Consider the following 25926-nt stretch of genomic DNA (forward strand, 5'->3'; position numbering starts at 1 on the left):
TGTGAGCTTAGCCAGTATCGCGTTGAATCGCTTCGGTCTCGGAGCACGATCGGGCGACGCCCCGATCGACGATCCGCGGGGCTGGCTCCTCGCGCAATTCGCCTGGTACGAGCCGCGGCCCATTGGCATCGCCGCCGCGCCGACGTCCGTCGATGCCGGGGCTCGGCTTGCCAGCTTTTACGATCAGAGTCGGACTCTTCGCCTGCGCCCCGCGATGGGCTCGGCGCCAGTCGCCCCGAGTGGGGTGGCCTTGGGTACCCCGAACGCGGTCCAAAATCCGCTGATGGACGTCAGGCGAGAGGCCGGCCGGATCGCTCGTGCGGATTATACCACGGCGGTAGGCGCTCGCCTGACCGCAGCGCTGAATACCGACGCGCCGTTTGTGGAACGGATGGTCCATTTCTGGGCCAATCATTTTGCCGTCTCCGCCGACAAACTGCCGCTGATCGCCCTTGCTGGCACACTGGAATTCGAGGCGATCCGCCCGCATGTGCTCGGCCGGTTCGCCGACATGCTGCATGCGGTCGAGCGCCACCCCGCCATGCTCATCTATCTGGATCAGGCGATTTCTGTCGGACCGGGCAGCCCGGTCGGGCAGCGTGTCGCGGCGCGCGGCGTGCGGTCAGCGGGGCTCAACGAAAATCTTGCGCGCGAAATCCTGGAGCTTCACACGCTGGGCGCCCGAAGCGGCTATACGCAGGCCGACGTGACCGAGTTTGCCAAGGCGTTGACCGGCTGGACGGTGAGCGGCCTCGGCCGCAATCCGGGCACGTCGCGCAGCGGAGAAGCGGCAGGACGCTTCGTCTTTGCGCCAGACGTTCACGAGCCGGGCGACCGGGTGATTGTCGGCCAACGCTACCCGGCGGCAGGCGAGGAGCAGGGGGGTGCCGTTCTGGCCAGGCTGGCGCAACATCCTGCCACGGCGCGTCACCTGGCAACCAAGCTTGCGCGTCACTTTGCGGGCGATGTCCCGCCGCCCGCCATGGTGGCGCGGCTAGAGGCCGCTTATCTGGCATCGGATGGTGATCTGCCGACGGTGTATCGCGCGATCATGGCCTCACCCGAGGCATGGGACGGGAAAGCACCGAAGTTCCGCACGCCGTGGGAATGGACGGTCGCCTCGTACCGCGCATTAGGGATCAACCAGGTTCAGCCCGCGGCGGCTGTCGGCCTCATGAACCAGCTTGGCCAGCCGGTATGGAAGCCGGGTCAGCCCAGCGGCTACGACGATGTTTCGGCGAGTTGGGCGGCGCCGGACGCGGTGATGCGCAGGGTCGAGGCGGCCCCGCCCTTGGCGAGGCGCGCATCGGCCGTAGACCCTCGTCGGCTTGGCGACCGGCTATTTCCCGGCGCCTTGTCGCCCGGCACCGCTCGAGCGCTCGGTGGAGCGGAGAGCCGTGCCCAAGCCCTCGCGCTGCTGCTCGTCAGCCCGGAGATGATGCGGAGATGACACGATGATCGATCGACGAACCGTGCTCGTCCGCACCGGGCTGATGGCGCTGAGCATCGGGATGTTTCCGCGCATCGCGTTCGCGCGCGCGGAAACGGATCAGCGCTTCGTCTTCATCATCCAGCGCGGGGCGGCGGATGGACTTGGCATTGTCGCCCCGGTAGGTGACCCGGCCTTTGCGCCGCAGCGGGGCCTGCTGGCGCAGGACTTCACGGCGGCGGCACGGCTGGATTCAACCTTCGCGCTGCATCCGGCGATGACCGCGACGCTGGAGCTTTACCGCTTGGGGCAGGCACAGATCACCCATGCCGTTGCCTCTCCCTATCGCGAGCGCTCGCACTTTGATGGCCAGAACGTTCTGGAGACGGGCGGACGCGGTCCGTATCAACTCAAGGACGGCTGGCTCAATCGAATGCTGACGCTGATCCCATCCGGAAAGGCAAAGGCGATTGCGGTATCAGCGACAGTGCCTCTGGCGCTGCGCGGCGGGATCGAAGTTTCCAGCTATGCTCCCGCCAACCTGCCTGACGCATCCGAAGACCTGCTGACCCGCGTGTCGATGATGTATGATGGCGACCCGCACCTTCATGGCTTGTGGAGCGAGGCACTTGCCACGCGCGAGCTGGCTGGAAAGCGTGCTGGAAACCAAGACCGCGACGGCGCTGCTACGGGCGGGCTTGCCGCCCGGCTTCTGGCCCCCGCGGAGGGAGCACGCATCGCCACGATAGAAACGAGCGGCTGGGACACGCATATCCAGCAGCGTGGTCGGATGGCTGCCAACCTCAAGGCGCTGGACGAGATGATCGGTGCGCTACGCTCGGGCCTCGGTTCTGCATGGGCAAGCACCACCGTCTTGGTCGCTACCGAGTTCGGCCGGACGGTTGCCGTCAACGGCACCGGCGGGACCGATCATGGTACTGGCGCTGTAACAATGCTGTTCGGCGGTGCGATCCAGGGCGGGCGCGTTGACGCCGATTGGCCCGGCCTTTCGGCCGCGCAGCTGTACGAAGGACGCGACCTTCGCCCCACCATCAATCTCACGACGGTGATCGCCGCCGCGGTAGCACGCGCCTATGGTCTCGATCCTCGGCGCGTGGCGCAGGTCTTGTTCCCGACCCAGCCGACGCGTTCGGTGCTCGCCCATCCGTGACTGCGGCTGCGCTTTGTCGTCGCGCCCGCTGCCGCTCTGCCGTTGCGCTATCAACGTAGATAGGGATGGAGAGAGATTCGTGCTGCCGGGAAGGTAGTGGCAAGCCTGAATCTCCTCACCGGACTTGTCCCGCGACGCCTATCGCGCCAGGCTGACGGCAGCTTGGCTTGGGGGAATATCATGGACGGTAAATATGTGGCCCTCGGCTTGGTCATCGGCACGGCGATCGGAATCGCGCTGGACCAGCTCGCCATTGGGATGGGACTCGGCCTGGTAGCCGGGATCGTGGCTGGCAAGCTAAGAGGAAAGAGGCGGGACTAAATAACGGAGGTGCTGCGCAGGTTCGGCGCGCCTTCGCCGATCAATGGCGAGCGTCTTTCAGTACCTCCCACTGACTGGCTTCCACCGAGACGAAGCCATCCTCGGCGATGGGCGGGAACTTTTCACTTACCCGAAATTTGACGATCGTGCCGGACGGCAGGTGGACATGACGGTGGGTCGTTTTGAAGACGATTTCGTCGCCGATGACGGGTTTGGCTTCCGCGTCGAAGGATCCCGCGAGCTTGCCCGCTATGAAGCAATATGTTCGCATGACGCTCCTCTTACCATGGAATGACGAACAATACTTACATCTACGTTAGTAAGGGGACGAAATATGGTCCTGCGCTCGAAACTTTTCTGGTTTTGAAGCTCGTTAGAATGCAGTGGCTGAACGGATCCTGTCCAAAAACCGCGCGGTACCGTTGCCTCACGTCGGGCGTTGGAGCGGTGACATTGGGAGAAGATACGATGGCCAAGGGTCAGAAGAAGTCGAACAAGGAAGCGCGAAAACCCAAGGCGGAGAAGCCGCCAAAGCAGAACGCGTCGGCGCCGTCGCTGAAGGGCACGCCTCCCAAGCCGCTCGGTAACTGACGCCAGGCCTCGCGGCCGACGGCTGAGGGGCAACCCTCGCCGCTACGGCTTGGCACGTCTGGTCGGTGGGTGAGGTTAGGTCATCGCCTCGTGCGGTTCTTTCCACGGGCGCGTCGGACGGCAACAGTGCCGCTGTTAGCCGCATCCTCTTCAGCTAGCTTGCGCCACCGGTCGACGCGCGCCGAATCCAGCGTGCCTTCCGCGATCGCCGTCCGGATCGCGCATCCCGGCACCTCTGCATGGTTGCAGTTTGAAAAGCGGCACGTGAGCGCGACCGCGGTAACGTCATCGAACACCTCGGTTACGCCGCTCGCGACTTCGGACATCTGGAGCTCGCGCATCCCAGGCGTGTCCACCAGCCACCCGCCCCCGTCCGCCCCCCGGGCGAGACGATGCATCTCGCGCACGGTGGTTGTGTGCCGGCCCTTGCCATCGTCTTCCCGGACTGCCTGGGTTTCGATCAGGTCCGATCCGGTCAGCGTGTTCACCAACGTCGACTTGCCGACGCCGGATGAACCCACCAGCGCCACAGTCTCCCCGAAACGGCAATATTCCGCTAGGCGAGCGGCGCTCGCTGGATCGCGCCCGTCAAGCAACTCCACCCGCAAGCCTGACTGGAGCGCGCGGGCCGCCTCGACGAAGCGCTGCGGGTCATCGGCCAGGTCGGCCTTCGTTAGAATGAGCACCGGCCGCACGCGCGCTTCGCCAGCGAGAACGAGGTAGCGTTCCAGCCGCGCCACGTTGAAATCCTGGTTGCACGACGTGACGATGAACAGCGTGTCGACATTCGCCGCGATCAGTTGGAGCCGACGGTCATCGCCGGGCGCCGGGCGTTTGAACAGGCTCACCCGGTCGAGAATGCGAACGATATTCTGGGCGTCCGGATCGATAAGCAGCCAGTCCCCGACCGTGGGGCGGTCCTCCGCTCCCGCTGGCGCCGTGAGGGTGGACGAGATCGAGCCTTCGAACCCTTCACCCGCCGTGGTCACTCTGCCGCGGTGAACCGACATGACGCGGACGGGCTGATATTCCTGGCGCTCCTGGTCGGAAAGCTGCTGGCTGAAGAATGGCTTCCAGCCGAGCTGCGCCAGCGTCAGGCCAGCGATGGCTGTTCCCGCCGTGTTTGTTGCAAGCGTATCGGTCATCGCCAGCGAACTTATGGTTCGCCCGATTGATCCGCGTCCGGTGCTCGCTGCTCCGCCGCGCGCTTGTCGGCCTTCGCCTGCGCCTTCTTTGCGGCCTCTGCGGCCTTGGCCTTTTCGCGCTCACGGCGTTCGAAATCATAATTCGGTTTGCGTGCTATGTCGGTTGCTCCGTACCCCGGTCCGGCTCGAGCAGAGCGCTCGAGATTAGAATCCGTGTCCATCGGCTACACTGATCCGTCCTGCGCGGCTAGCATCTGGCGAATTGGGCCAAGCGCGTGATCGGGTGCCGGGTACACGAAGCGGCCTTGCTGATCGGGCAAGCCATCGCCCCGCCCGGTTTACCGCATCAGGAGAAAGCCAAGCACCAGTATGAAGATCGATCCTTGAAGCAGCGCGAGCATCGCGCTGGCGAAGGCACGGAAGTATCCGATGCTGTCGCGCTTCGCGAACCAGAGCGTCACGACCGCGATGAACATGATCAGGCTGACCAGGATCGTCGCCTGCCCTGTGCCGCGGAACAGTGGATCCCTCACCTGCGTCAGGCTTGTTCCCAGGCTGAGGCCCACGGCGCATACCGCCCCCGGGTAGCATTGTTCGTAGAATGGCTGACGAAGGGTCACCCGACCGAGCCGTTCACCACGGCGGCGCACAAACCGCGCCGTCGAGCGAGTTGAGCCACTTCATGAAGTCCATAGGGGCATCTTGGTTCAGGGTGGACCCAGTCGCAACGGCCGTTCTAGTGCGACTTCGGTGCGCGCGAGCGGCGGTGATCGAGGATCTGCCGCCTTCCCGCTACCAGCGCAAAGATCGCGAGCAGGGCGGCGATGATCAGCAATGCCCTGAACCTTCGTTGTTCCCCGGTACCAGCGCCCGAACTCGGCGCTTCGGCCGTTCCGCTGCGGGCGCCAGGTGAGAGGGTTAGCCTCATCTCGGTCGAATGCCCCTCTTCGCCATGAGCGATCAGCGCGTAGCGGTGGCCTTCCTTGGCAGGAAACCGAAATGTTCCCGACGCATCGGCCACGCTCGACTGTGAGTGCGGCGGAGATGTCGTGAGATCACGCAACTCGACGAACTCACCGACGCCGGGCCGGCCATCCGAATAGGACACACGTCCGACTATCCCGTTCTGCTCGCCGGTGGCCGACATAAGAAGACCATGCGCTGTTGCGGGGCTTGCGATCGCCAGTGTGGCGAGCGCCAAGGCACAGGGATGCGCCAGCCTGGCGGGGGTCATGGCCGCGCCTCGAAGCCAAGGAGATACTCGTACGACAGCTCGGTGAAGCGCGGGTTGCCGCGAACGGGCATGCGCTTTCCCGCCCATAGCTTGTTGGCGCCGGCTCTCGGTACGAAAGTCGCCATGCCCTGTGCGTCGGTCGTGCCGTCCGCGGTGTCCTCGCCGCGGCCGATCTTGATCCCTTCCGCCGCGCGTCCATTCAGGCGCACCTGAACCCGCATCGGCTGCCCGGCTATCGGCATCACCGCGCGTTGCGGGATAATCTCGAACGGCTGATCCAGCGGCCGGGTGGCGATGCTGTCCCATCGGACGATCGTCTTGCCATATTTGATCGCCGACGTTGCACTCGTTGCACCGGGCACCGCGTTCATCGGACGCTCTACGGTTGGGCCAGCACGCGGTGGCCGGGTATGGATATCATTGTCGTAGCTAAGGCCGATCAGCGAAGGTTGACCCACCACTGCGAGGCGAACGTTGCTGCCCTGGACCAATCGCTTGACCGCCAACGATCTGCCCCGCGTATCGAGGGCAGTCACGGCCTTGAGCTTGCTCGCCACCGCCGGCTCCAGCTTGCCTTGATGTCCGCCAAACCGCAGGAGCCAGGTGGAGGGCTGCGCGCCCCTGACCAGCCAAGCGGTATGTGCGGAGGTGGCGCTCCCCGCCAGCAACGCAGCGGCCCCCGCAACGGCACGAACAAGTCGCTTCATCTGATCTCTCCCATGAATCAGAAGCCGAGCTGCACGTCAACGCGAACGAAGCGCGGCGCGCCGGTCCCGACAGAACTCAGCGAATTGAAGGTCGAGGCGTAGACCTCGTCGAACACATTGTCGGCATTCAGGTAGATGCGGCTGGGTACACGCAGCAGCCAATCCAGCTCGTAGGATACGCCAAGGTCGAAGATGTCATAGGCTGGCGAGAAGAGGACGTTCGCTTCATCGGCGGCATAGCGGCCGACGTGGCGATAGGTGGCTTGCAGGCGCAGCCTGGGGAGTGGCCGAATGGACGAATAGATCGTGACCGTGTCCTTTGGCACGCCTGTCACCTCCTTGCCGATCAGCGCCGGATCGAGGTTGGCGCGCACGCGGGAGGCCGCGTGCGCGTAAACGGCGCGTACCTCGAATGCCGAGCTGGGCCGCCATAGGGCTGAAGCCTCAACCCCGGTGCGCCGGGTCTTGCCGAAGTTGACGAATACGCCGGGCGCGGTGCTCGCGAACTCGTCCGAGGAATCGACGCGATAGGCGACGGCGTCCACCTCCAGCCCCTCGAGAGGGGTCACTTTGGCGCCGACTTCCACCTGCTTGATCTTGTTGGGATCGAGCCCCTGCGCCCCGGTCTGAAACTTTGCTTGTGCCTCGGGCAGTGCGAAGCCTTGCGAATAGCTGGCGCGCAGCTGCAGCCAGGAGGCGAGCTGCGATCGGACGCCTGCCTTCGGACTGAGATTGTCGACAGCGCGGAACTTGCCGCAATTACCGTCAGGCACCTCCAGTCCGTCGACGACGCAATCGCCAGTGAAGCGGTCGTATCTCATACCGAGGGAGAGTTGCAGCAGCGGATCGATGGTCCAATTGGCTTCGCCGAAGGCCGAAACGCTCTTCAGCTTCAGCGTGCGGTCGAACTGCGCGGGCGCAGTTCTGCGGCGGAAGGCGAGATCATCGTAGAATTGATACTGGGTGTCCTCACTGAAGCCTTCCACGCCGACAACGAAATCCAGCTTTCGATTAATCAGGCGCGCGCTGCCATTCAGGCTGGTGCCGGCACCGTACACCGCGCGATCGTAGCGTTCCTCGCGCTGGCGCCACACCGCGGCTGGTGCCGCGCCGCCACGGGTGAAGAAGCGAACGAAATCCTGCTGCGTCGTATAGGCGAAGGCCAGCAGCCGCACGTCCGGCAGAATGGTGTACGCGAGGTCCGCCCGAAGGGTGGCGAAATTCTTCCTGGAGCCATCGTTCTGCACGCGCGGATCGATGCCGTATGGGTCGAGGCGATATTGCGCGAGGGTCAGATAACCCGGTGAATCGCCGCGTGCATATTGACCCCGCGCCGAGATCGACACGTGGAGATCCTCACCCAACGCTACCGCATAGCGCGCGGCGGCAGTGATGCGGTGCGCGTCGGATTGCGGTCGGAAGCCGTCGGTGCGGAACGCCTGCGCTGCGGCGTTGAGCTGGCCGTTGCCGCCAATGGCGGTGCCGAGCGCGACCTGCGCGTCGCCGGTGGTGAAGCCGCCGGCACTGACGTCCGCCTCAAGATAGTCGCCGCCCTTGCGCGTCTCGAACGCGATCAGGCCACCGCGATTGAAGTTGCCGTAAAGCGCCGAAACCGGGCCGCGGTATACCGTCAGCGCGCCGATCTCGAGCGGGACAAGGACGTTGCTGTCGACATATCCGTCCGCGTGGCTGTTGGCTTCGTTGAGCGGGATGCCGTCGATCACCATCCCAAGGTCACCCCCGTGCCCGCCGTTGCCGAAGCCGCGAATGACGATCTGGTTGGCGACCCCCGACAGATTGTAATCGCGCACGTTCATCCCCGGCACTTCGCGGAAGATCTGCTCGACCTCGGTCAGCCGCCGGTCCTTGATCGCCTTCGTGTCAAAGCTAGTCGAGGAGAAGGCATTGTCGGCGCGCAGTCGCTGACCCTTCACCACGATGTCCTGCGTCGCGACTGATGGCGTTTCCCTATTGAGCGTAGCCGCACGCCCGGCTTCAACCTGTTCACCCGCTGACCGGGACGACACGGTCTGGGGCGCCGGATCTTTAGGAGGATTTGCCACGGCGGCGGCGCTCCAGGGCAATGCGATCGCCGCGAAGACCGATCCTGGGCGCATCCGTCGCTCCCATCAATTGTAAGAGGAACTTGGCAGTCCTTCTTACAGATTGGTCAGCGTGTGCAGATTGGGTGCTTTACGTATGCTGCATCCCGGCGTGATGTGGTTGGAGGGAAACACCATGCAGCGGATCACGATATCGGTTGGTGACAAGCTCAGCGCCGACCTGGAAAGCATCAGAGCCCAGCGGGGATATCAGACGCGTTCGGAAGCCGTGCGTGACCTCGTTCGCGATGGAATAGATCGCTGGCAGCAGGAGAATGAGATCGCCGAGATATGCGTCGGCAATCTGTCCTATGTGTTCGATCGACGGATTCGCCTGTTGGCCAAGCGTCTGGCGGAAATGCAGCACGCGAGCCACGATCTCATCGTTTCCAGCACCTCGGTTCGCCTCGATCACTTCTACACGATGGATAGTGTGCTGTTGAAGGGCGCGACAACCGCCGTCCGGGCGTTCGCTGATCAGGTGCGTGCTGAACGTGGTGTCCGGTCCGGGGCGATCAATCTTCTTCGCGTCGATGCCCATGAGCATCACGAAGAAGTCGGGCTGCATGTCCATGAAGGACAATCGCACCTCTCACCGACAAACTGACCGATCCATCTATTCGGCCTCACTCTCTGGTGAGAAAATCCCCGCGCTAGGTACCTGTACTTAAGGGCAGGTCCGCCGCTCGCTCTGCCAAAAACGCCAGCGTTATCAACGGGATAGATTGATCTCACCCAACAGTCCGCGATTGAGGGGCGGGAAACAAGCGCAGACAGTGCGCATTGCTGCGGCATCTGGAACCTAGAAGGAAGAAGCAACGTGTCAGCACTTCGCAACCTGATGATCCTGGCCGCAGGCGGTATGATGACCGCCGCGCCCGCGTACGCAAAACCGCAGGCGACGACCGCCGCGACCGCCGCGATGGCATCCAAGACCATCGTTGAAAATGCCTCGGCGCTGCCCGATCTCAGCACGCTGGTCGCCGCCGTGAAGGCCGCAGATCTGGTCGACACGCTGAACGGCGCTGGCCCGTTCACCGTCTTCGCGCCGACCAACGCCGCCTTCTCCGCGCTTCCTGCAGGCACGGTCGACACGCTGCTGAAGCCGGAGAACAAGGCGCAGCTGACCGGCGTGCTGACCTACCACGTCGTGTCGGGAAAGGTGACCGCGGCTGATCTCGCGCGTCAGATCCGCGCCGGAGGTGGCAAGGCGATGCTGACGACGGTGCAGGGCGCGAAGCTGACCGCCAGCATGTCTGGTGACAAGGTGATCGTCACCGACGCCGCTGGTGGACAGGCCACCGTCAGCATGGCCGATGTGCCGCAATCGAACGGCGTAGTGCACGTCATCGACAAGGTGCTGCTGCCAGCCGCGTAAAACGCCTTCCCCTTTCCTGTCCCCTGTGCGGAGGGCTCCGGTCGTGATCGGCCGGAGCCCGACGTATGACCTCGCTAGAACCCCGCTTCCACCGAGGCGCGGATCGCTTCCGCCGCGGTTCGGCAGCCTAGTGCCTTGAGCAACGCGGCGCGGTGCATCTTCACCGTCCGCTCGCTGATTCCCATTCTGTAGGCAATCTGCTTGTTCATCAGCCCCGCCGTCATGTGGATCAGCACGTCGCGCTGGCGCGGCGACAGTTGTTCGATCGCATCCCTGGGGCCGGGCGACGGGTGCCGTGTGGTGACGTCGAACTGCGATCCCAGGATGTAGCGAAGCTGCCCGTCGCCTTCGAAGATGGGGGCCAGCATCACGGCATTGCGGAAAGCCGTGCCATCCTTGCGATAGTTAAGGATTTCAACCAGCGTCGTGCGGCGGTCTCTCACCGCCCGCCGCAATTCTTCCGTCAGTTCCGGTTCGGTGTCGGGCCCGCGCAGGAAACGGCAATTGCGTCCGATCACTTCGTCGGCCGTGTAGCCGGTCAGCAGGGTGAAGGCGTGGTTGCACGCGATGATCGGCGTGTCGGGGAGGGTAGGGTCGCTGATCACTGCCGCGACCGAACTGCCGGAAATCATCTCAAGCGGCGACATGCCCACCGGTTATGCATTCCATCGCGCACAACGCAAATGACAAGATGTTGCGCAGGATGTCTGCAGCAGCTGTTTCGTTGCTGCATAAAGGCGCCGGACCTTCCAGCCCCGTCTGGGGTTGTCCTTTCAACGACGTGGGGAGTTCCTGATGAAAACGCGTAACGCCGTCATCCTTGGCGGACTGCTGGCTGGTGCGGTGACGACCGCCGCCATGTTCGCCGGGCGGAAGACCGGAGTCCTCAGCAAGACGCTGGACCGTGATTCCGTTGACTGGATAGACAATCTTACCGGCTCTCGCGAGCTGATCGGCGACGCGGGTACAAGCGCGGTTGAGCTGGCTAATCATCTCGGCGCGTCGGTCGGCTTTGCAGCCTTCTACCCTCCGCTGCGTCGCGCTTTGCCGGGAGTGCCACCCGTGCTTCTCGGCGTGCTGTTCGGCACAGGGCTGTACGTGGTCAACATCGCTGGAATCGCGCCGGTTCTTGGTATCACCGAGGGCGAGGTCGCCGCCGGGCCCCGAAAGGCCGCGGAGCGTTGGTCGCTGCACGTTCTTCAAACCGTCGTGACCGCGTTGGCGATCGAGGCTTTTGCGGACGATCTGGATAATGACTGAGCGCTAGGGCAGTGGCTGCGTTCTGCTGAACGCAGCCGCTGGTCAATGGGGCACGAGGCCCATCTCCACGCCGGTCTTGTCGTGGAGCGCGAAACGGTCAACCAGATCAGCGCTGGCTCTATTGTAGCCTATTACCTCCACCCGGGCGCCGCTTTGCCGCAGCCGGGCAATTATCTTGTCCAGCGCGCCAACCCCCGAAATATCCCAGAAATGCGCTGCCGATACGTCGATCCGCACATCTATGTCGCCTTCAGAGCCGAAGGCGCGGGTGAACCGGTCGACCGAGGCGAAGAAGATCTCGCCCGAGACAGCATAGGTGACACGCCCCCCGCTTTCTGAGCGCTCCACCGCGAACATGCGCTGCGCCTTCCCGGCAAAGAAGATGCCCGAAAGGAGCACGCCCGCGGCGACGCCCAGCGAGAGGTCCCGGGTTGCGACGACCACGGCCACCGTCGTCAGCATGACGATCGATGACGTGGGCGGGTGGCGGCGCAGATTGGCGATCGAGTTCCAGCTGAACGTGCCGATCGACACCATGATCATCACGGCGACCAGCGCTGGCATCGGCACACGTCCGACGAAGCTTCCGAACACGACAAGCAAAACCAGCAGGAATGTACCCGCGACGAAGGTCGACAGACGCGTGCGGCCCCCCGACGTGACGTTGATGACCGACTGACCGATCATCGCGCAGCCCCCCATGCCGCCCAGCAGCGCAGATGCGATGTTCGCGCCGCCTTGGCCGGCGCATTCCACGCGCTTGTCGCTGTCCGTGTCGGTCATGTCGTCGACGATCTGCGCGGTCAGCAGAGATTCCAGCAGGCCGACGGCGGCCATCGTTACCGAATACGGTAGGATGATCCGCAGCGTCTCAAGGTTCAGCGGCACGGCGGGCAGCGCGAAGCTCGGCAGGCCGTCAGGCAACTTCCCCATGTCGCCGACGGTGTTGACCGGCAGGCCCAGCGTGATGCTGACGATGCTCAGCACGAGGATCGCGATGAGCGGCGAGGGCAGCGCCTTCGTCACCCGGGGGAACAGGTAGATAATGCCCAGGCCAGCGGCGACCATGGCGTAGGTCTGCCACGAAACGCCGATCAGCTGCGGAAGCTGCGCCATGAAGATCAGGATGGCGAGCGCGTTGACGAAGCCCGTGATGACGGAGCGCGAGACGAACTGCATCACGACATCGATCCGGGCGATCCCCGCAACGATTTGGATCAGGCCCATCAGGATCGTCGCGGCGAACAGATATTCGACGCCATGGTCGCGCACCAACGGGCCTACGAGAACGGCAACGGCGGCGGTCGCAGCCGAGATCATTCCAGGGCGACCGCCGATCAGGGAGATGACGATCGCAATCGCGACCGACGCATATAGCCCGACGCGTGGATCGACGCCGGCGATGATCGAGAAGCCGATCGCCTCCGGAATTAGCGCAAGTGCGACGACAATGCCCGCGAGTATGTCGCTGCGGGCGCCAGCCGCTGAGGTGAACCACTGACGGCGATAGGCAGGAAGATCGAGTTTCATCTGAATTCCACAACAGGGCACGGGCGCAGGTGGCGCCTTGTTCATTCAGTGCGTGTTGTTGTCCGGCGGATCGGCGGCCGGAATAGCCACCCGGAATTGCACCGGGTCCTTGCGAATGGCGGCACTTTAAGCGGTGAGGTGCTGAGGAGGCAAGCTTTTCAGGCGCAGCCTCACACGCCGGAAGCGCGCCGGATGATTTACGCACCCCGGACGGCGCAGTGTTTTCCTATGAGGCCGGAGCAGGACGAAAGCGCTGTCGCTACCCTGGAGCGCTGAAGGCCGAATGGGCGGACTCTATGCCGGCTATATGCGGTTGTCCTGAATCGCTCTCGAATCTCAACGCGGCATGCGCCTAATCGCTCACCCCTGACGGCTTCTCCAATCGTGGAGCGAAGCCGTTCCGATTGGGGTAACGATGAAGCTGTTTTGGTCGACCACGGCGTTCGCGCTACTAGCAATGCCCGGTCTTTCGCAGGCGCAGTCAGCACCTGCCGATAAAATTGGTGGTGAGGGCGGAGCACCGCCTGTAACTGCGAGCGGCGCGGTGACGATCGCCTCGGATTATCGCTTCCGTGGCGTGTCACAGTCCGATCGCGATATGGCGGTGCAGGGCGGCATTTCGGTCGCGCATGACAGCGGCTTCTATGTCGGCGCCTGGGGATCGAACCTGGCCGGTTGGGGCACGTTCGGCGGCGCGAACATGGAGCTGGACCTTATCGCCGGCTACAAAGCGGCGCTCAGCGACCAGGCGACGCTCGACGTCGGCCTTACCTGGTACATGTACCCCGGCGGCGCGGCGAAGACCGACTTTGCCGAACCTTATGTCAAACTTTCCGGCACCACCGGACCGGCCACGCTGACTGCGGGTGTTGCTTACGCCCCCAAGCAGCAGGCGCTTGGCCGGTGGTATCGGACCGGGACGGATGCAGCGGCAGGCATCTATACCGACGCGGGCGCGAAGGACGACAACCTCTACCTTTGGGGTGACGCGGCGGTGGCGATCATGGGCACGCCGTTCATGGCCAAGGCGCATGTCGGGCATAGTTGGGGGCAGGACGGCCTTGGGCCCAATGCTACTGCCGTGGCGCCGACGGGCCGGTATTGGGATTGGTCGCTCGGCGCGGACACCACGTGGCGCAACGTCACGCTCAACGTGTCCTACGTCGATACCGACATTTCAGACCGCGAGGCGGCGTATCTCCGCCCCAGCTTCAGCGAGGGGCAGGACGGCTCCGGCAACATTGCCGGCGGGCGTGTCGTCGTCTCGCTGACCGCTGCTTTCTGACGGGAGTGGCTCCGATGCAGGACCTGCTGTGGATCGCCGTGATGCTCGGGCTGGTGGCGGCGACGCTCGCACTCCTCCGGCTCTGCGACGCTGCCTGAACGCTGGCGTGAGGTGAACCTATGACCCTCGACCTCTGGCTCGCTGCGATCACCGCAGTCGGGCTCCTCATCTATCTCGTGGCGGTTCTGATCCGCCCCGAACGCTTCTGAAGGGAGCGGTTCCATGACATTTCAGGGCTGGTTCCTGATCCTCGGCTTCGTCGCGCTCCTTGTGGCGCTGGCCAAGCCAGTCGGCCTGTGGCTGTTTGCGCTCTACGAGGGCAGACGCACGCCGCTCCACGCCATCATCGGGCCGGTGGAGCGGGGTTTCTACAAGCTCTCCGGCGTCGATCCCAGCGCAGAGCAGGGCTGGCGCCGTTACGCGCTCAGCATGCTGCTGTTCAACGTGGCGTTGATGCTGTTCACCTATGCGATCCTTCGGCTGCAGGGCGTGCTGCCGGGAAACCCGCAAGGGCTGCCGGGGCTCGCGCCGAACCTCGCGTTCAACACCGCGATCAGCTTCACAACGAACACCAACTGGCAAAGCTATGGCGGCGAGAGCACCATGTCGAACCTCAGCCAGATGCTGGGGCTGACGATCCACAACTTCCTGTCGGCAGCCACGGGCATCGCGCTCGCCTTCGCGCTGTTTCGCGGCTTCGCGCGGCGAGAAGCGGCTGCGATCGGCAATTTCTGGGCCGATGTGACGCGCATCACCCTGTATCTCCTGCTGCCGCTCTGCATCGCGCTGACGCTGTTCTATATCGCGAGCGGGGTGCCGCAGACGCTGAGCGGGGTCGTCGACATCACCACCCTGGAAGGCGCCCGCCAGTCCATCCTGCTCGGCCCCGTCGCCAGCCAGGAAGCGATCAAGATGCTCGGCACGAACGGCGGCGGCTTCTTCAACGCCAATAGCGCGCATCCGTTCGAGAACCCGACCGCGCTCACCAACCTCATCCAGATGCTGTCGATCTTCTTGATCGGGGTCGGCCTCACCTGGACGTTCGGCAAGGCAGTGGGAAACACACGCCAGGGGTGGGCGATCCTATCCGCGATGCTGCTGCTGTTCCTGGCCGGCGTGACCGTCACCTATTGGCAGGAAGCGGCCGGCAATCCGGTGCTGCACAGCCTGCAGGTCGCGGGCGGCAACATGGAGGGCAAGGAAGTCCGCTTCGGCATTGCCGCCAGCGCGCTCTTTTCGGTCGTCACAACGGCCGCTTCGTGCGGCGCGGTGAATGCCATGCATGACAGCTTCACGGCGCTGGGCGGCATGATCCCGCTGTTCAACATGCAGCTTGGCGAAGTCGTGATCGGCGGCGTTGGCGCCGGCATCTACGGCTTTCTGCTGTTTGCGATCCTGGCGGTGTTCGTCGCAGGGCTGATGGTGGGACGCACGCCGGAATATGTCGGCAAGAAGATCGAGGCGCGCGAAGTAAAACTCGCGGTGCTCGCGATCGCCGTGCTGCCGCTGATGATCCTCGGCCTCACCGCCCTGTCGAGCGTGATGCAGCATGGCCTCGCTGGGCCGCTCAACAAGGGGCCGCATGGGTTCAGCGAGATCCTCTACGCCTTCACGTCAGCGGTTGCCAACAATGGCTCTGCCTTCGCCGGGCTGACCGCCAACACGCCGTGGTACAACGGGCTGCTGGGCGTCGCCATGTGGGTAGGCCGGTTCTTCATTATCGTGCCGATGCTGGCGATCGCCGGCGGGCTCGCGGCGAAGCGGCACACGCCGGAAAGTGCCGGATCCTTCCCCACCACCGGCGCCCTGTGGGTCGGCCTCCTTGTCGGAATCATCCTTATCCTCGGCGGCCTCACCTTCCTTCCGAGCCTCGCGCTCGGCCCCATCGCCGATCATCTCGCGATGATCCGCGGCCAGCTGTTCTGACGCGAGAACCACCATGGCGAAAACACAAACCAAGGGCCTGTTCACGGCCGACCTAATCCTGCCCGCGATCACCGCTTCCTTCGTGAAGCTCGATCCGCGGCAACTGATCCGCAACCCCGTGATGTTCGTCACGGCCACGGTCGCGGCGTTGATGACCGTATTGTTAGTGATCGGGCAAGATGACCTTGCCACCGGATTCAAGCTGCAGCTCGTCGTCTGGCTTTGGCTGACGGTGCTGTTTGGCACTTTTGCCGAGGCACTGGCGGAGGGACGGGGCAAGGCGCAGGCTGCATCCCTGCGGGCGGCCAAGGCCGAACTTACCGCCAAACGGCTGAAGGGCGACGGCAGGCAATTCGACGTGGTGCCCGCCGGCCAGCTCAAGGTTGGCGACGTGGTACTCGTCGAAACTAACGACCTGATCCCGTCGGACGGTGAGGTAATCTCGGGCGTCGCCTCGGTTAATGAAGCCGCTATCACTGGCGAAAGCGCGCCGGTGATCCGCGAGGCGGGAGGTGATCGCTCCGCCGTCACCGCGGGTACGCGCGTCATATCGGATGAGATCCGCGTGGAGGTGACGGTGGAGCCCGGCAACGGCTTCCTCGATCGCATGATCGCGCTGGTCGAGGGCGCCGAGCGGCAGAAGACGCCGAACGAGGTCGCGCTGACGCTGCTGCTCGTCGGGCTGACGATCATCTTCCTCATCGCGGTCGCCACGATCCCGGGTTTTGCCTCCTACGCAGGCGGCGGGATCCCCGTGGCGATGCTCGCCGCACTGCTGATCACCCTGATCCCGACAACCATCGCCGCGCTGCTCTCCGCGATCGGCATCGCTGGCATGGACCGGCTGGTGCGCTTCAACGTGCTCGCCAAATCAGGCCGTGCGGTGGAGGCGGCAGGCGATGTCGATGTGCTGCTGCTCGACAAGACCGGGACGATAACGGTTGGTGATCGGGCGGCGAGCGAGTTCCGCGCGGTCAGCGGCGTCAACGTGCAGGCGCTTGCCGAAGCCGCGTTGCTCGCCAGCCTGGCGGACGAGACCCCGGAAGGCCGCTCGATCGTGGTGCTGGCGCGCGAGGCGTTCGGCGTCGCTACCAGCAGCTTGCCTGAGGGTGCCGAAGTGATCCGCTTCACTGCCCAGACGCGGCTGTCCGGCGTCAGGGTGGGCGCGTCACTGATCCAAAAGGGCGCGGTGGATTCGATCCTGCGCGCCAATCCCGGCTTGGGCGAAACCGCGGCGGCGACCGAGCTATGCCGGATCACCGACGAGATTGCGCGCAGCGGCGGCACGCCGCTCGCCGTGGTGCAGGATGCCGGCGACGGTCCGCGCCTGCTCGGCGCGATCTTCCTCAAGGACGTCGTGAAGGCGGGGATCCGCGACCGTTTCGGCGAGCTGCGCCAGATGGGCATCCGCACGGTGATGATCACCGGCGATAATCCGCTGACTGCCGCCGCGATCGCCGCCGAGGCAGGGGTGGACGACTTCCTCGCCCAGGCGACGCCCGAGGACAAGCTGGCGCTGATCCGCAAGGAGCAAACGGGCGGGCGCCTGGTGGCGATGTGCGGCGACGGCACCAATGACGCGCCCGCGTTGGCGCAGGCCGATGTCGGCGTGGCGATGAACACCGGCACGCAGGCGGCGCGCGAGGCGGGCAACATGGTCGATCTCGACAGTGATCCGACCAAGCTGATCGAGGTCGTAGGCCTGGGCAAGCAGCTGCTGATGACGCGCGGCGCACTCACCACCTTCTCCGTCGCGAACGATGTGGCGAAGTATTTTGCGATCATTCCCGCGATGTTCGTCGCGCTCTACCCTGGGCTGGGCGTGCTGAACGTCATGGGGCTCGCAACACCGCAGTCCGCGATCCTCTCGGCGATCATCTTCAACGCCGTAATCATTCCGCTGCTGGTGCCGCTGGCGCTGCGCGGTGTCACGTACCGGCCGATGGGCGCAGGACCACTGCTCGCCCGTAATCTCGCCATCTACGGCCTCGGCGGCCTCATTGCCCCGTTCGTCGGCATCAAGATCATCGATCTTGTCGTCGGCGGCCTCGGCCTCGCATAAGGAAGTTTCGACATGGGCAAGGATTTCACCTCGGCGCTCCGGCCCGCGATCGTCATGACGATCCTCTTCGCGGCGCTGCTAGGACTGGCCTATCCGTTGGCGATGACGGGGCTCGGACAGATGCTCTTCCCGGTTCAGGCGAATGGCAGCCTCGTGCGTGATACCGGCGGACGGGTGATCGGTTCGGCTGTTGTCGGGCAGGCGTTCGTGACCGATCGCTATTTTCAGACACGCCCTTCGGCGGCCGGCAAGGGCTACGACGGGCTGGCATCCTCGGGCTCGAACCTTGGCCCTGCCGCGCAGGCTTTGGTCGATCGAGCGACGCCTGATGTTGTCAAGCGCCGCGCCGAGGGTATCAAGGGCCCGATTCCGGCTGACCTGGTCACCGCAAGCGGGTCGGGCCTCGATCCTGACCTTTTGCGTGCGTCCGCATTGGCGCAGGCGCCGCGCGTCGCGAAAGCCCGCGGCCTTGATGAAGCGCGCGTCCGCGCGCTCGTCACGGAGCATGTGCAGGGTTCAATCCTGGGCGAACCCCACGTTAACGTCCTTTCCCTCAACCGCTCACTGGATGTCATGGAGCGCTGATGGCGGGATCTGACGACGCACGACCTGATCCGGAGGCCCTGCTTCGCCACGCGGTGCAGGAGGGGCGGGGGCGGCTGAAGATCTTCCTCGGTGCCGCGCCCGGCGTCGGCAAGACCTATGAAATGCTGTCGGAGGGGATTGCGCGCAAACGCGACGGCGTCGATGTCGTGATAGGCGTCGTCGAGACACACGGCCGGGTCGAGACCGATGCACTGACCCGCGGTCAGGAGATCATGCCACGCCGCGGGGTCCCCTACAAGGGGCGGACACTGTACGAGATGGATCTCGACGCCATCCTCGCGCGCCGCCCGCGGCTGGTGCTGGTCGATGAGCTTGCCCACACCAATGCCCCCGGCGGCCGCCATCCGAAGCGCTACCAGGATGTCGAGGAACTGCTCGCCGCCGGGATCGACGTCTACTCAACGGTGAATATCCAGCACGTCGAAAGCCTCAACGACGTGGTGGCGAGCTTCACGCGCGTACGAGTGCGCGAAACAGTGCCTGACCGGATTCTCGAAGTGGCCGAGATCGAGGTGGTCGACATTCCGCCCGACGAGCTGATCGAGCGGCTGAAGGCGGGTAAGGTCTATCTGCCGCAGGAAGCAACGCACGCGCTGGGGCATTTCTTTTCCAAATCGAACCTCTCCGCGCTTCGCGAGCTGGCGCTCCGCCGCGCCGCCCAAGCAGTCGACGCGCAGATGCTCGATCATGTGCGTGCGCTTGGGCTCGGGGGCACCTGGGCGGGGAGCGAGCGGATCGTAGTAGCGATCAATGAGCTTCCTGGTGCGGATCTGATGGTGCGCGCGGCGAAGCGGGTGGCCGACGGCCTGCGCGCGCCTTGGACCGCCGTGTTCATCGAAACGCCGCGCGCGGCCGGCTTCACTCCCGCGGAGCATCAGCGCATCGCAGCCGCGATGACTCTCGCGACCCAGCTTGGCGCTGCCGTGGCCAGCGTGCCCGCGGCCAACGTGATCGAGGGGATCAAGGTCTTCCTGGCGGAAGCACGCGCCACCCAGCTGATCCTAGGCAAGTCGCGCCGTTCGCGCTGGTTCGAACTGCGGCATGGATCGGTGGTCGATCGCCTCGTGCGGGAGACGCCGGGCGTCACCGTCCACGTCATGCCCTTGGCCGACCTGTCGCCCGCGCCTCCGCGCGACGGTGCGCCGCGTCGCGCCGACCCGGGCAGCGCAACCGGCTATATCGCCGCCGCCCTCATGGTCGCCGCCGTTACCGGCATCGCCAGCGCGCTGCTCCGCGTGCTCGACCTCGGCAACGTCGGGATGCTGTACCTGCTGCCGGTAATGGCAGCGGCCAGCCTCTACGGCCTGCGCACTGGATTGTTCGCCGGCATCGCATCAAGCCTCGCGTACAATTTCGTGTTCCTGCCGCCAGTTGGCACGTTTAGCATCAGTAACCCCGAGAACGTCATCTCGGTCGTCGTGCTGCTTGGCGTCGCTTTCGTGACCAGCCAGCTCGCCGCGCGCGTCCGGGGGCAGGCGGATCTCGCAGCGGCCAGTGCGCGGAGCAACGCCATCCTCGCCGGCTTCCTGCGTGAAATCGGCAGCGTCAACGATCCGCAGACCGCCGGGGAGATGATCTGCGCCGATGTCCGCCGGCTCTTCGACGTTCAGGTGGTGCTGATGGCGCCGGTCGATAGCCGCGCGCTTGCGATGCAGGCGACGACTGACCCACAGTATCGCGTCGACATCATGGATATGGCCGCGGCGACCTGGGCGTTCGACCATGGCGTTCCAGCCGGAAAAGGATCGGGCACGCTCACGGCGTCGGAATGGCTGTTCCATCCCCTTAAAGCTGGCGGCCGCTCACTGGCGGTGCTTGGCATCGCTCGCGATTCTGCAAGAGAGCCGATCCGCGCCGATCAGCTGCCGCTGCTCACCGCGCTGATCGATCAAGCCGCACTCGTGCTGGAACGGCTGCGGCTGGAGACGGACATGCGCGACATGGATGCCGTGCGCACGCGTGACAAGCTGCGCGCCGCGCTGCTCTCGTCGGTCAGCCATGATCTGCGCACGCCGCTGACGGCAGTCATCGCCGCCGCCGACGCCCTAGACCATGGTGCGACGCCCGCGCTGATTGCCACGATCAAGACGGAAGCCGCGCGGCTCAACCGCTTCGTGGCGAACCTTCTCGACATGGCGCGGATTGAGGCTGGCGCCCTCAACCTGAACATCGAAGCAATCGATTTGAGCGATGCGGTGACGAGCGCGTCACACGACGCGCGGCGTGCACTGGAGGGGCACCGCCTGCGGCTCAATGTGCCGCCCGACCTGCCGCTGGTCCGCGCCGATCCCCAGCTGCTGCACCATTGCCTCCTGAACCTGCTCGACAATGCTGGCCGCTATGGTGACCCGGGGAGTGAGATCGTGATTGAAGGTCGTCACCTGTATGGCGAGATACGGTTGGCGGTGCTCGATCATGGCCCCGGCCTCCCGTTCGGTCAGGAGGCTAAGGTGTTCGAAACCTTCCGGCGGCTCGAAGGCTCTGATCGGGCGGTCGGCGGTACCGGGCTTGGACTTGCCATCGTCAAGGCGTTCGCCGAAGCCATGGGTCTCTCGGTTCAGGCGGGCAATCGGCCGCACGGCACTGGCGCAGCGTTCACCTTGGTTTTTCCGTCCGACCTGATCGTGCGCGATGTCGCACCGGAGAGCGTTACCTGATGCCCGCCAAAATTCTCATCGTCGATGACGAGGTGGCGATCCGCCGCTTGCTCCGCAACACGTTGGAGCGCGCGGGTCACGAGGTGGCCGAAGCGGGCAACGCGCGCGACGCGCTCCAGACGGCTGCGACGTCGCACCCGGACGCAATCCTTCTCGACCTCGGCTTGCCAGATCGCGACGGTCTCAGCCTCATCCCGCTCCTGCGCAAAGACGGAAACTCCAGCATATTGGTGGTTTCGGCCCGGGACGCGACAGAGGAGAAGGTCGCGGCGCTTGATCTTGGCGCTGACGATTTCGTCACCAAGCCGTTCGATACCGACGAGCTGCTTGCCCGACTGCGCGTTGCGCTTCGACATCACGCACCGGGCAATGAGCCGGCGAAGATCATCCGGGCAGGGGAGCTTGCAATCGATCTCGACCGGCGCACCGTGACGCGTGCGGGCGCCGAGGTTCATCTGACTCGAAAGGAGCATGAGGTGCTGGCCACTCTAGCCCGCTACCCCGGCCGAGTGGTGACACATGATAAGCTGATCGCGGCCGCTTGGCACCGCGACGAGGATCCGCGGATCGACTATCTGCGCATTGTCATCCGCAACCTGCGCCAAAAACTTGAAGTGCCAAGGCCTGTGGGGAGCGTGATCGCGAGCGAATTGGGCGTGGGCTATCGGTTGCGTCCGGGGAACTGATTAAGAGTCCTCAGCGATTTAAATGATTTCAAAGGCCATTCCGACATTTCGCGCTTTGTTCGCGCTGTTGCATATCAATGGCTTAGCGGCTTTGTCGAAATGACCAGAAGTCATCTTCGCGACTGCTTCGCGCCCAATTTCGGCCGTCCGCCGCGGCTCTCGCGGATCCCAAAAGCTGCCGTTTGGTAGGTGGCGTTTTCACGGCTGCTATTGCGTGGGAAGCGGAACGGCGTCTTCGAGCCCAATCGCGGTGGAGATACCCTCAGCCACGACGACGCGTTCTCGGGACAAATGCGCGCCCAAATACCCAACATACGAGCGGGAGCATCCTGTCGAGTGCACGGCAGCCGCGGAAGCGATTTCCATGCAATTACGCGTGCGCCGTGCTATCTAGCCGCTACCGCACAGCACGTCCTGAGCGATGTGCGGCTGAGAGCCCGCTGCTCCCGCTCTGATGGAGAGGCGCGCCATGGACCTCAACTATTTGCTCGGCCGCGAACAGCACGCTTTGCACATGGCGGCCACGTCTCTTTCGTCGAGCGCTCGTATGGCGCATCGGGCGTTTGCGAAAGCCTACGGGGTGATAATCGCGGAAAGTGGCTTCCCCCACCGGGACAGCATCGCTCAACGGGGCCTAGTGGCTCCGCAATCATCTGCGCGGGAGAGCCAAGCCCGGATTAATGATTGGGAAAGCGAAGGCGGCAGCGTCAGCCCCGGCGCCAAGTCGCGTGACAGGCTGGCCATTCAGCAACACACCAAACATGCTGAGGTGCCACAATCATGAGCATCATCCCTCGGATCGGCCGGTCGCATCTCGACGCGGCTGCAGAAGAAGGCCGGGTTGCCGCCCAAGCTCCATCCGCAGACGAAGATGCTTGCCCGTACTTCGGTAAAGATCGACCGATGACACGCCACGCTTGGCTGCGGGGTTTTCGAGAAGCTTTGAGCGTCCGCTTAAAGCGAGGATCATGTGACGTCGATTAGGCTGTAAGCGGCGCCGACTCTCCAGTTCAAGCAAGACGACGTAACCAGGCTGTGCTCACGGCGGAGACACCCTCCGCCCTCGTGGCGCTTTTCTGCGGCACAGCACAGACATCTTACCCGCGCGGATCGGTCTGGCACCCGCGGCGCTAAGTCTGAAACGGGGTGGATAGCGGTCGATCCAATTGGATTAAGCCTACTGGCATTCTCCTTCAGCTTTAAGCTTGGCGCGATAGCGACGCCCGTGCTCAGCCCGCCATGCATCGGCATGCTGTCGACCGTTCGACCGGAGCAGTTTCGCGTATTGCGCTTCCATCGCCCGCCTTTCGGGGCCCGGCCCGGAATCGGCTAAGCATCGGCTCGATACCGAATTGGAGCGCGCCTTTCTGCTGGCGATGTCACCGGAAAGTTTGTTGGCCATCACGCCGGTCGCAGTTTGTCCCATCGGCGTGGTATCGACCGGAGCATATTGCGCGTTTGCCGGTGCTGTTGATTTGCACTGAGAGTTGACCCGGAGTTTTCATCGAGAATGGACCCGTGTCGTGAAGTTTATGTCATACCCGCTGGGTTGCGGGTCAAGTTGCGAGCGCGGTGGTCATCTTGGCGTCGCCGAAGACACCGGCCCACTCGCTGAAGCTGAGGTTGGTGGTGATGATGACGCTGGTCTGCTCGTAGAGCTTGCTGAGCAGGTGGAACAGCATGGCACCGCCTGAAGGGCTGAACGGCAGATAGCCCAGTTCGTCGAGGACGACGAGATCGAGGCGGAGCAGACGCTCGGCGAGCTGCCCGGCCTTGTTCATGGCCTTCTCCTGCTCGAGGGCATTGACCAGGTCTACGGTGGCAAAGAAGCGGGCCTTTCTGCGCCGGTGCTCGATGGCCTGCACGGCGAGCGCGGTCGCGATGTGCGTCTTGCCGGTGCCGGGGCCGCCAATCAGGACGACGTTATCGGCATCGTCGATGAAATCACCCTGGTGGAGCTGGCGGACCATGGTCTCGTCGACTTCGGCAGAGGCAAAATCGAAGCCGGTCAGGTCCTTGTACGCCGGCAGCTTTGCAGCCTTGATCTGGTAGGCGATGGATCTGACTTCACGCTCCGCCATCTCGGCCTTGAGCAGCTGGGACAGGATGGGCACGGCCGCACCGAAGGCAGGCGCACCTTGTTCGATGAGGTCACCGACGGCCTGGGCCATGCCGTACATACGCAGGTCGCGCAGCATGACGACGACCGCGGCGCTGGCGGGGTCATGACGCATGACGCACCTCCTTCATCAGCGTGTCGTAGCGACCGACATCGGCTTGGGGCTCGCGGCGCAGGACAAGGGCCTGCGGCGCATCGATAGGCGTGACGCTGGCGGTTTTGCCGTCGACCAGCCGGTGCAGGATGTTGAGAATGTGGGTTTTGGTGGCGACGCCGGCCTCGAGCGCGAGTTCGACCGCGCACAGGACCGCCTGCTCGTCGTGCTGGAGCACCAGCGCCAGAATATCGACCATCTCCCGGTCACCACCCGCACGCCTGAGCAACTGTTGGCGCAGTCGGCGGAAAGCATCGGGCAACTCAGTGAAGGGCGCACCGTTGCGCATGGCGCCCGGCTTGCGTTGGACCACCGCCAGATAGTGGCGCCAGTCGTAGATTGTCCGCCCGGGCGAACGATGCGTCCGGTCAATGACCCGGGCGTGTTCGCACACCCTTTGTCCTTCTGCGACCACGACGATACGGTCGGGGTAGATCCGCAGGCTGACCGGTCGGTTCGCGAAGGAAGCCGGGACGCTGTAACGGTTGCGGTCGAAATGCACGAGGCAGGTCGGCGACACCCGCTTGGTATGTTCGACGAAGCCGTCGAACGGGCGCCCCGGTTTCATCAGGTCTGCGACTTCGCGCGCCCATATCTCGGCGACGGTGCCGGGAAGGTTGCCGTGCGGGATCTGCGTCCACTCGGCGATGCACTGCTCCTCCAGCCATAGGTTGAGAGCGTCGATGTCGGGAAATCCAGGCAGCTGCTGCCAGAGACGACGACGCGCATCTTGAACGTTCTTCTCGACCTGTCCCTTCTCCCAGCCCGACGCCGGATTGCAGAATTCCGGTTCGAACAAATAGTGGCTCGCCATCGCCGCGAAGCGCGCGTTGACCTGACGCGCCTTGCCCGTGCCGATACGGTCGACTGCCGTCTTCATGTTGTCGTAGATCCCGCGCCGCGGCACCCGGAAGGCATGCTGGTGCGCATCGAACAGCATCTCGTGCGTCTGGAGCGGATACGCCCGCACGATGAAAGCTCGACTGTGCGACAGCTTGGTGTGGGCCGCCTGCAGCTTTACCCGCTCGCCGCCCAGAACGGCCCAGTCCTCGCTCCAGTCGAATTGAAAGGCTTCGCCGGACATGAACACTAGCGGCACGAACGTGCCCCGACCCGTTGTCTGCTCCTGGACCTGGCGGTCCGCTTTCCACGCCCGGATGAAGGCCGCTACCCGACTGTATGACCCGTCATAGCCCAGCGCGACCAAGTCGGCGTGGATTTGCTTGCCCGTGCGCCGCTGTTTGCGCGACTTTGCCGTCTCCGTTTTCAACCACCCCGATAGCCGCTCGGCAAACGAATCCAGCTTACTCGGCCGAACCACCACCTCAAACTTCGGCTCGACCGCGTCCGACCGCAGATATCTGCGGATCGTATTGCGGGACAGGCCCGTGCGTCGGGTTATCTCCCGGATCGACATCCCATCCCGGAATGCCCAGCGCCGGATGACGCTCAGTAACGCCATGTCTATCACTCCTTGATCCCCCGACAGCCAGCCGGGGTGAGGTTGAGACACGGGTCACTTCTCGGTGGAAATTTACGCCTTCTCCGGGTCAACTCTCAGTG

The 25926-nt window shown here is 64.3% G+C and carries 24 protein-coding genes, 1 pseudogene and 1 other annotated feature; of the genes and pseudogenes, 15 read left to right on the forward strand and 10 right to left on the reverse strand.

Annotated features, from left to right (window positions below):
* Position 1: 1 nt before the first annotated feature.
* From K0S66_RS14805 to K0S66_RS14815, 3 genes are all read left to right on the forward strand, one after another.
* The gene (locus K0S66_RS14805; protein ID WP_301076236.1) at positions 2-1450 is read left to right on the forward strand and encodes a DUF1800 domain-containing protein; all 1449 of its coding nucleotides are present in this window, start codon (positions 2-4) and stop codon (positions 1448-1450) included.
* A 4-nt stretch (positions 1451-1454) separates the two neighbouring features.
* Positions 1455-2600 (forward strand): DUF1501 domain-containing protein, encoded by a 1146-nt coding sequence (locus K0S66_RS14810; protein WP_301076237.1) that lies wholly within the window; start codon positions 1455-1457, stop codon positions 2598-2600.
* 180 nt (positions 2601-2780) lie between these two features.
* Complete coding sequence (locus K0S66_RS14815; protein WP_301076238.1) at positions 2781-2921, forward strand: hypothetical protein; 141 nt, start codon at positions 2781-2783, stop codon at positions 2919-2921.
* A gap of 40 nt (positions 2922-2961) precedes the next feature.
* On the opposite strand, the gene K0S66_RS14820 is transcribed toward K0S66_RS14815, so the two are convergent.
* On the reverse strand, positions 2962-3192 hold the full coding sequence (locus K0S66_RS14820) for a hypothetical protein (RefSeq protein ID WP_301076239.1): 231 nt from the start codon (positions 3190-3192) through the stop codon (positions 2962-2964).
* Between the two features lie 197 nt (positions 3193-3389).
* Between K0S66_RS14820 and K0S66_RS14825 the strand changes: the two genes are divergently transcribed.
* Complete coding sequence (locus K0S66_RS14825; RefSeq protein WP_301076240.1) at positions 3390-3512, forward strand: hypothetical protein; 123 nt, start codon at positions 3390-3392, stop codon at positions 3510-3512.
* 80 nt (positions 3513-3592) lie between these two features.
* Here K0S66_RS14825 and rsgA read toward each other — a convergent pair whose 3' ends face one another.
* From rsgA to K0S66_RS14850, 5 genes are all read right to left on the reverse strand, one after another.
* The gene (gene rsgA / locus K0S66_RS14830) at positions 3593-4657 is read right to left on the reverse strand and encodes a ribosome small subunit-dependent GTPase A (protein WP_301076241.1); all 1065 of its coding nucleotides are present in this window, start codon (positions 4655-4657) and stop codon (positions 3593-3595) included.
* A gap of 338 nt (positions 4658-4995) precedes the next feature.
* A complete protein-coding gene (locus tag K0S66_RS14835; protein ID WP_301076242.1) occupies positions 4996-5277 on the reverse strand; it encodes a hypothetical protein in 282 nt (93 codons plus the stop codon).
* A 116-nt stretch (positions 5278-5393) separates the two neighbouring features.
* Positions 5394-5858 (reverse strand): hypothetical protein, encoded by a 465-nt coding sequence (locus tag K0S66_RS14840; RefSeq protein WP_301076243.1) that lies wholly within the window; start codon positions 5856-5858, stop codon positions 5394-5396.
* Positions 5859-5887: 29 nt separating this feature from the next.
* Positions 5888-6598, reverse strand: a complete 711-nt coding sequence (locus tag K0S66_RS14845; protein WP_301076244.1) for a DUF4198 domain-containing protein — start codon at positions 6596-6598, stop codon at positions 5888-5890.
* Between the two features lie 17 nt (positions 6599-6615).
* Positions 6616-8532 (reverse strand): TonB-dependent receptor, encoded by a 1917-nt coding sequence (locus K0S66_RS14850; RefSeq protein ID WP_301076245.1) that lies wholly within the window; start codon positions 8530-8532, stop codon positions 6616-6618.
* Between the two features lie 304 nt (positions 8533-8836).
* Here K0S66_RS14850 and nikR point away from each other — a divergent pair, with 304 nt between their 5' ends.
* A complete protein-coding gene (gene nikR, locus K0S66_RS14855; protein ID WP_301076260.1) occupies positions 8837-9307 on the forward strand; it encodes a nickel-responsive transcriptional regulator NikR in 471 nt (156 codons plus the stop codon).
* 258 nt (positions 9308-9565) lie between these two features.
* Positions 9566-10078: a fasciclin domain-containing protein gene (locus tag K0S66_RS14860; RefSeq protein WP_301076261.1), complete on the forward strand. Its 513-nt coding sequence runs from the start codon at positions 9566-9568 to the stop codon at positions 10076-10078.
* A gap of 74 nt (positions 10079-10152) precedes the next feature.
* Here the strand turns inward: K0S66_RS14860 and K0S66_RS14865 are convergent, their stop codons facing one another.
* On the reverse strand, positions 10153-10725 hold the full coding sequence (locus K0S66_RS14865) for a PAS domain-containing protein (protein WP_301076246.1): 573 nt from the start codon (positions 10723-10725) through the stop codon (positions 10153-10155).
* A 196-nt stretch (positions 10726-10921) separates the two neighbouring features.
* Between K0S66_RS14865 and K0S66_RS14870 the strand changes: the two genes are divergently transcribed.
* Positions 10922-11338, forward strand: a complete 417-nt coding sequence (locus K0S66_RS14870) for a hypothetical protein (protein ID WP_301076247.1) — start codon at positions 10922-10924, stop codon at positions 11336-11338.
* Between the two features lie 42 nt (positions 11339-11380).
* Here the strand turns inward: K0S66_RS14870 and K0S66_RS14875 are convergent, their stop codons facing one another.
* Positions 11381-12868, reverse strand: a complete 1488-nt coding sequence (locus tag K0S66_RS14875; RefSeq protein WP_301076248.1) for a SulP family inorganic anion transporter — start codon at positions 12866-12868, stop codon at positions 11381-11383.
* A gap of 56 nt (positions 12869-12924) precedes the next feature.
* Positions 12925-12980 (reverse strand) — a sequence feature (sul1 is cis-regulatory element that is thought to sense ions involved in sulfur or methionine metabolism; They are found in Alphaproteobacteria).
* 303 nt (positions 12981-13283) lie between these two features.
* Between K0S66_RS14875 and K0S66_RS14880 the strand changes: the two genes are divergently transcribed.
* From K0S66_RS14880 to K0S66_RS14915, 8 genes are all read left to right on the forward strand, one after another.
* On the forward strand, positions 13284-14153 hold the full coding sequence (locus tag K0S66_RS14880; protein WP_301076249.1) for a TorF family putative porin: 870 nt from the start codon (positions 13284-13286) through the stop codon (positions 14151-14153).
* A gap of 119 nt (positions 14154-14272) precedes the next feature.
* Positions 14273-14362, forward strand: coding sequence for a K(+)-transporting ATPase subunit F (kdpF, locus tag K0S66_RS14885; protein WP_301076250.1), 90 nt, complete (start codon positions 14273-14275; stop codon positions 14360-14362).
* Between the two features lie 13 nt (positions 14363-14375).
* Positions 14376-16079, forward strand: coding sequence for a potassium-transporting ATPase subunit KdpA (gene kdpA / locus K0S66_RS14890; protein WP_301076251.1), 1704 nt, complete (start codon positions 14376-14378; stop codon positions 16077-16079).
* A 13-nt stretch (positions 16080-16092) separates the two neighbouring features.
* On the forward strand, positions 16093-18141 hold the full coding sequence (kdpB, locus tag K0S66_RS14895) for a potassium-transporting ATPase subunit KdpB (RefSeq protein ID WP_301076252.1): 2049 nt from the start codon (positions 16093-16095) through the stop codon (positions 18139-18141).
* Between the two features lie 12 nt (positions 18142-18153).
* On the forward strand, positions 18154-18726 hold the full coding sequence (gene kdpC, locus K0S66_RS14900; protein WP_301076253.1) for a potassium-transporting ATPase subunit KdpC: 573 nt from the start codon (positions 18154-18156) through the stop codon (positions 18724-18726).
* A complete protein-coding gene (locus K0S66_RS14905) occupies positions 18726-21404 on the forward strand; it encodes a sensor histidine kinase KdpD (protein ID WP_301076254.1) in 2679 nt (892 codons plus the stop codon). Before kdpC ends, K0S66_RS14905 begins: the two co-directional genes overlap by 1 nt.
* Positions 21404-22090, forward strand: coding sequence for a response regulator transcription factor (locus K0S66_RS14910; RefSeq protein ID WP_301076255.1), 687 nt, complete (start codon positions 21404-21406; stop codon positions 22088-22090). Before K0S66_RS14905 ends, K0S66_RS14910 begins: the two co-directional genes overlap by 1 nt.
* Positions 22091-22559: 469 nt before the next feature.
* Positions 22560-22874, forward strand: a complete 315-nt coding sequence (locus tag K0S66_RS14915) for a hypothetical protein (protein WP_301076256.1) — start codon at positions 22560-22562, stop codon at positions 22872-22874.
* A gap of 781 nt (positions 22875-23655) precedes the next feature.
* Here K0S66_RS14915 and istB read toward each other — a convergent pair.
* A pseudogene (istB, locus tag K0S66_RS14920) lies at positions 23656-24324 on the reverse strand (IS21-like element helper ATPase IstB); the annotation flags it as partial.
* Complete coding sequence (istA, locus tag K0S66_RS14925; protein WP_301076257.1) at positions 24314-25825, reverse strand: IS21 family transposase; 1512 nt, start codon at positions 25823-25825, stop codon at positions 24314-24316. The pseudogene istB and the gene istA, both read right to left, overlap by 11 nt.
* Positions 25826-25926: the final 101 nt, after the last annotated feature.

Origin of the sequence: Sphingomonas sp., assembly GCF_029239295.1 — a bacterium.
In the GTDB taxonomy this organism is placed as follows: Bacteria; Pseudomonadota; Alphaproteobacteria; order Sphingomonadales; family Sphingomonadaceae; genus Sphingomonas.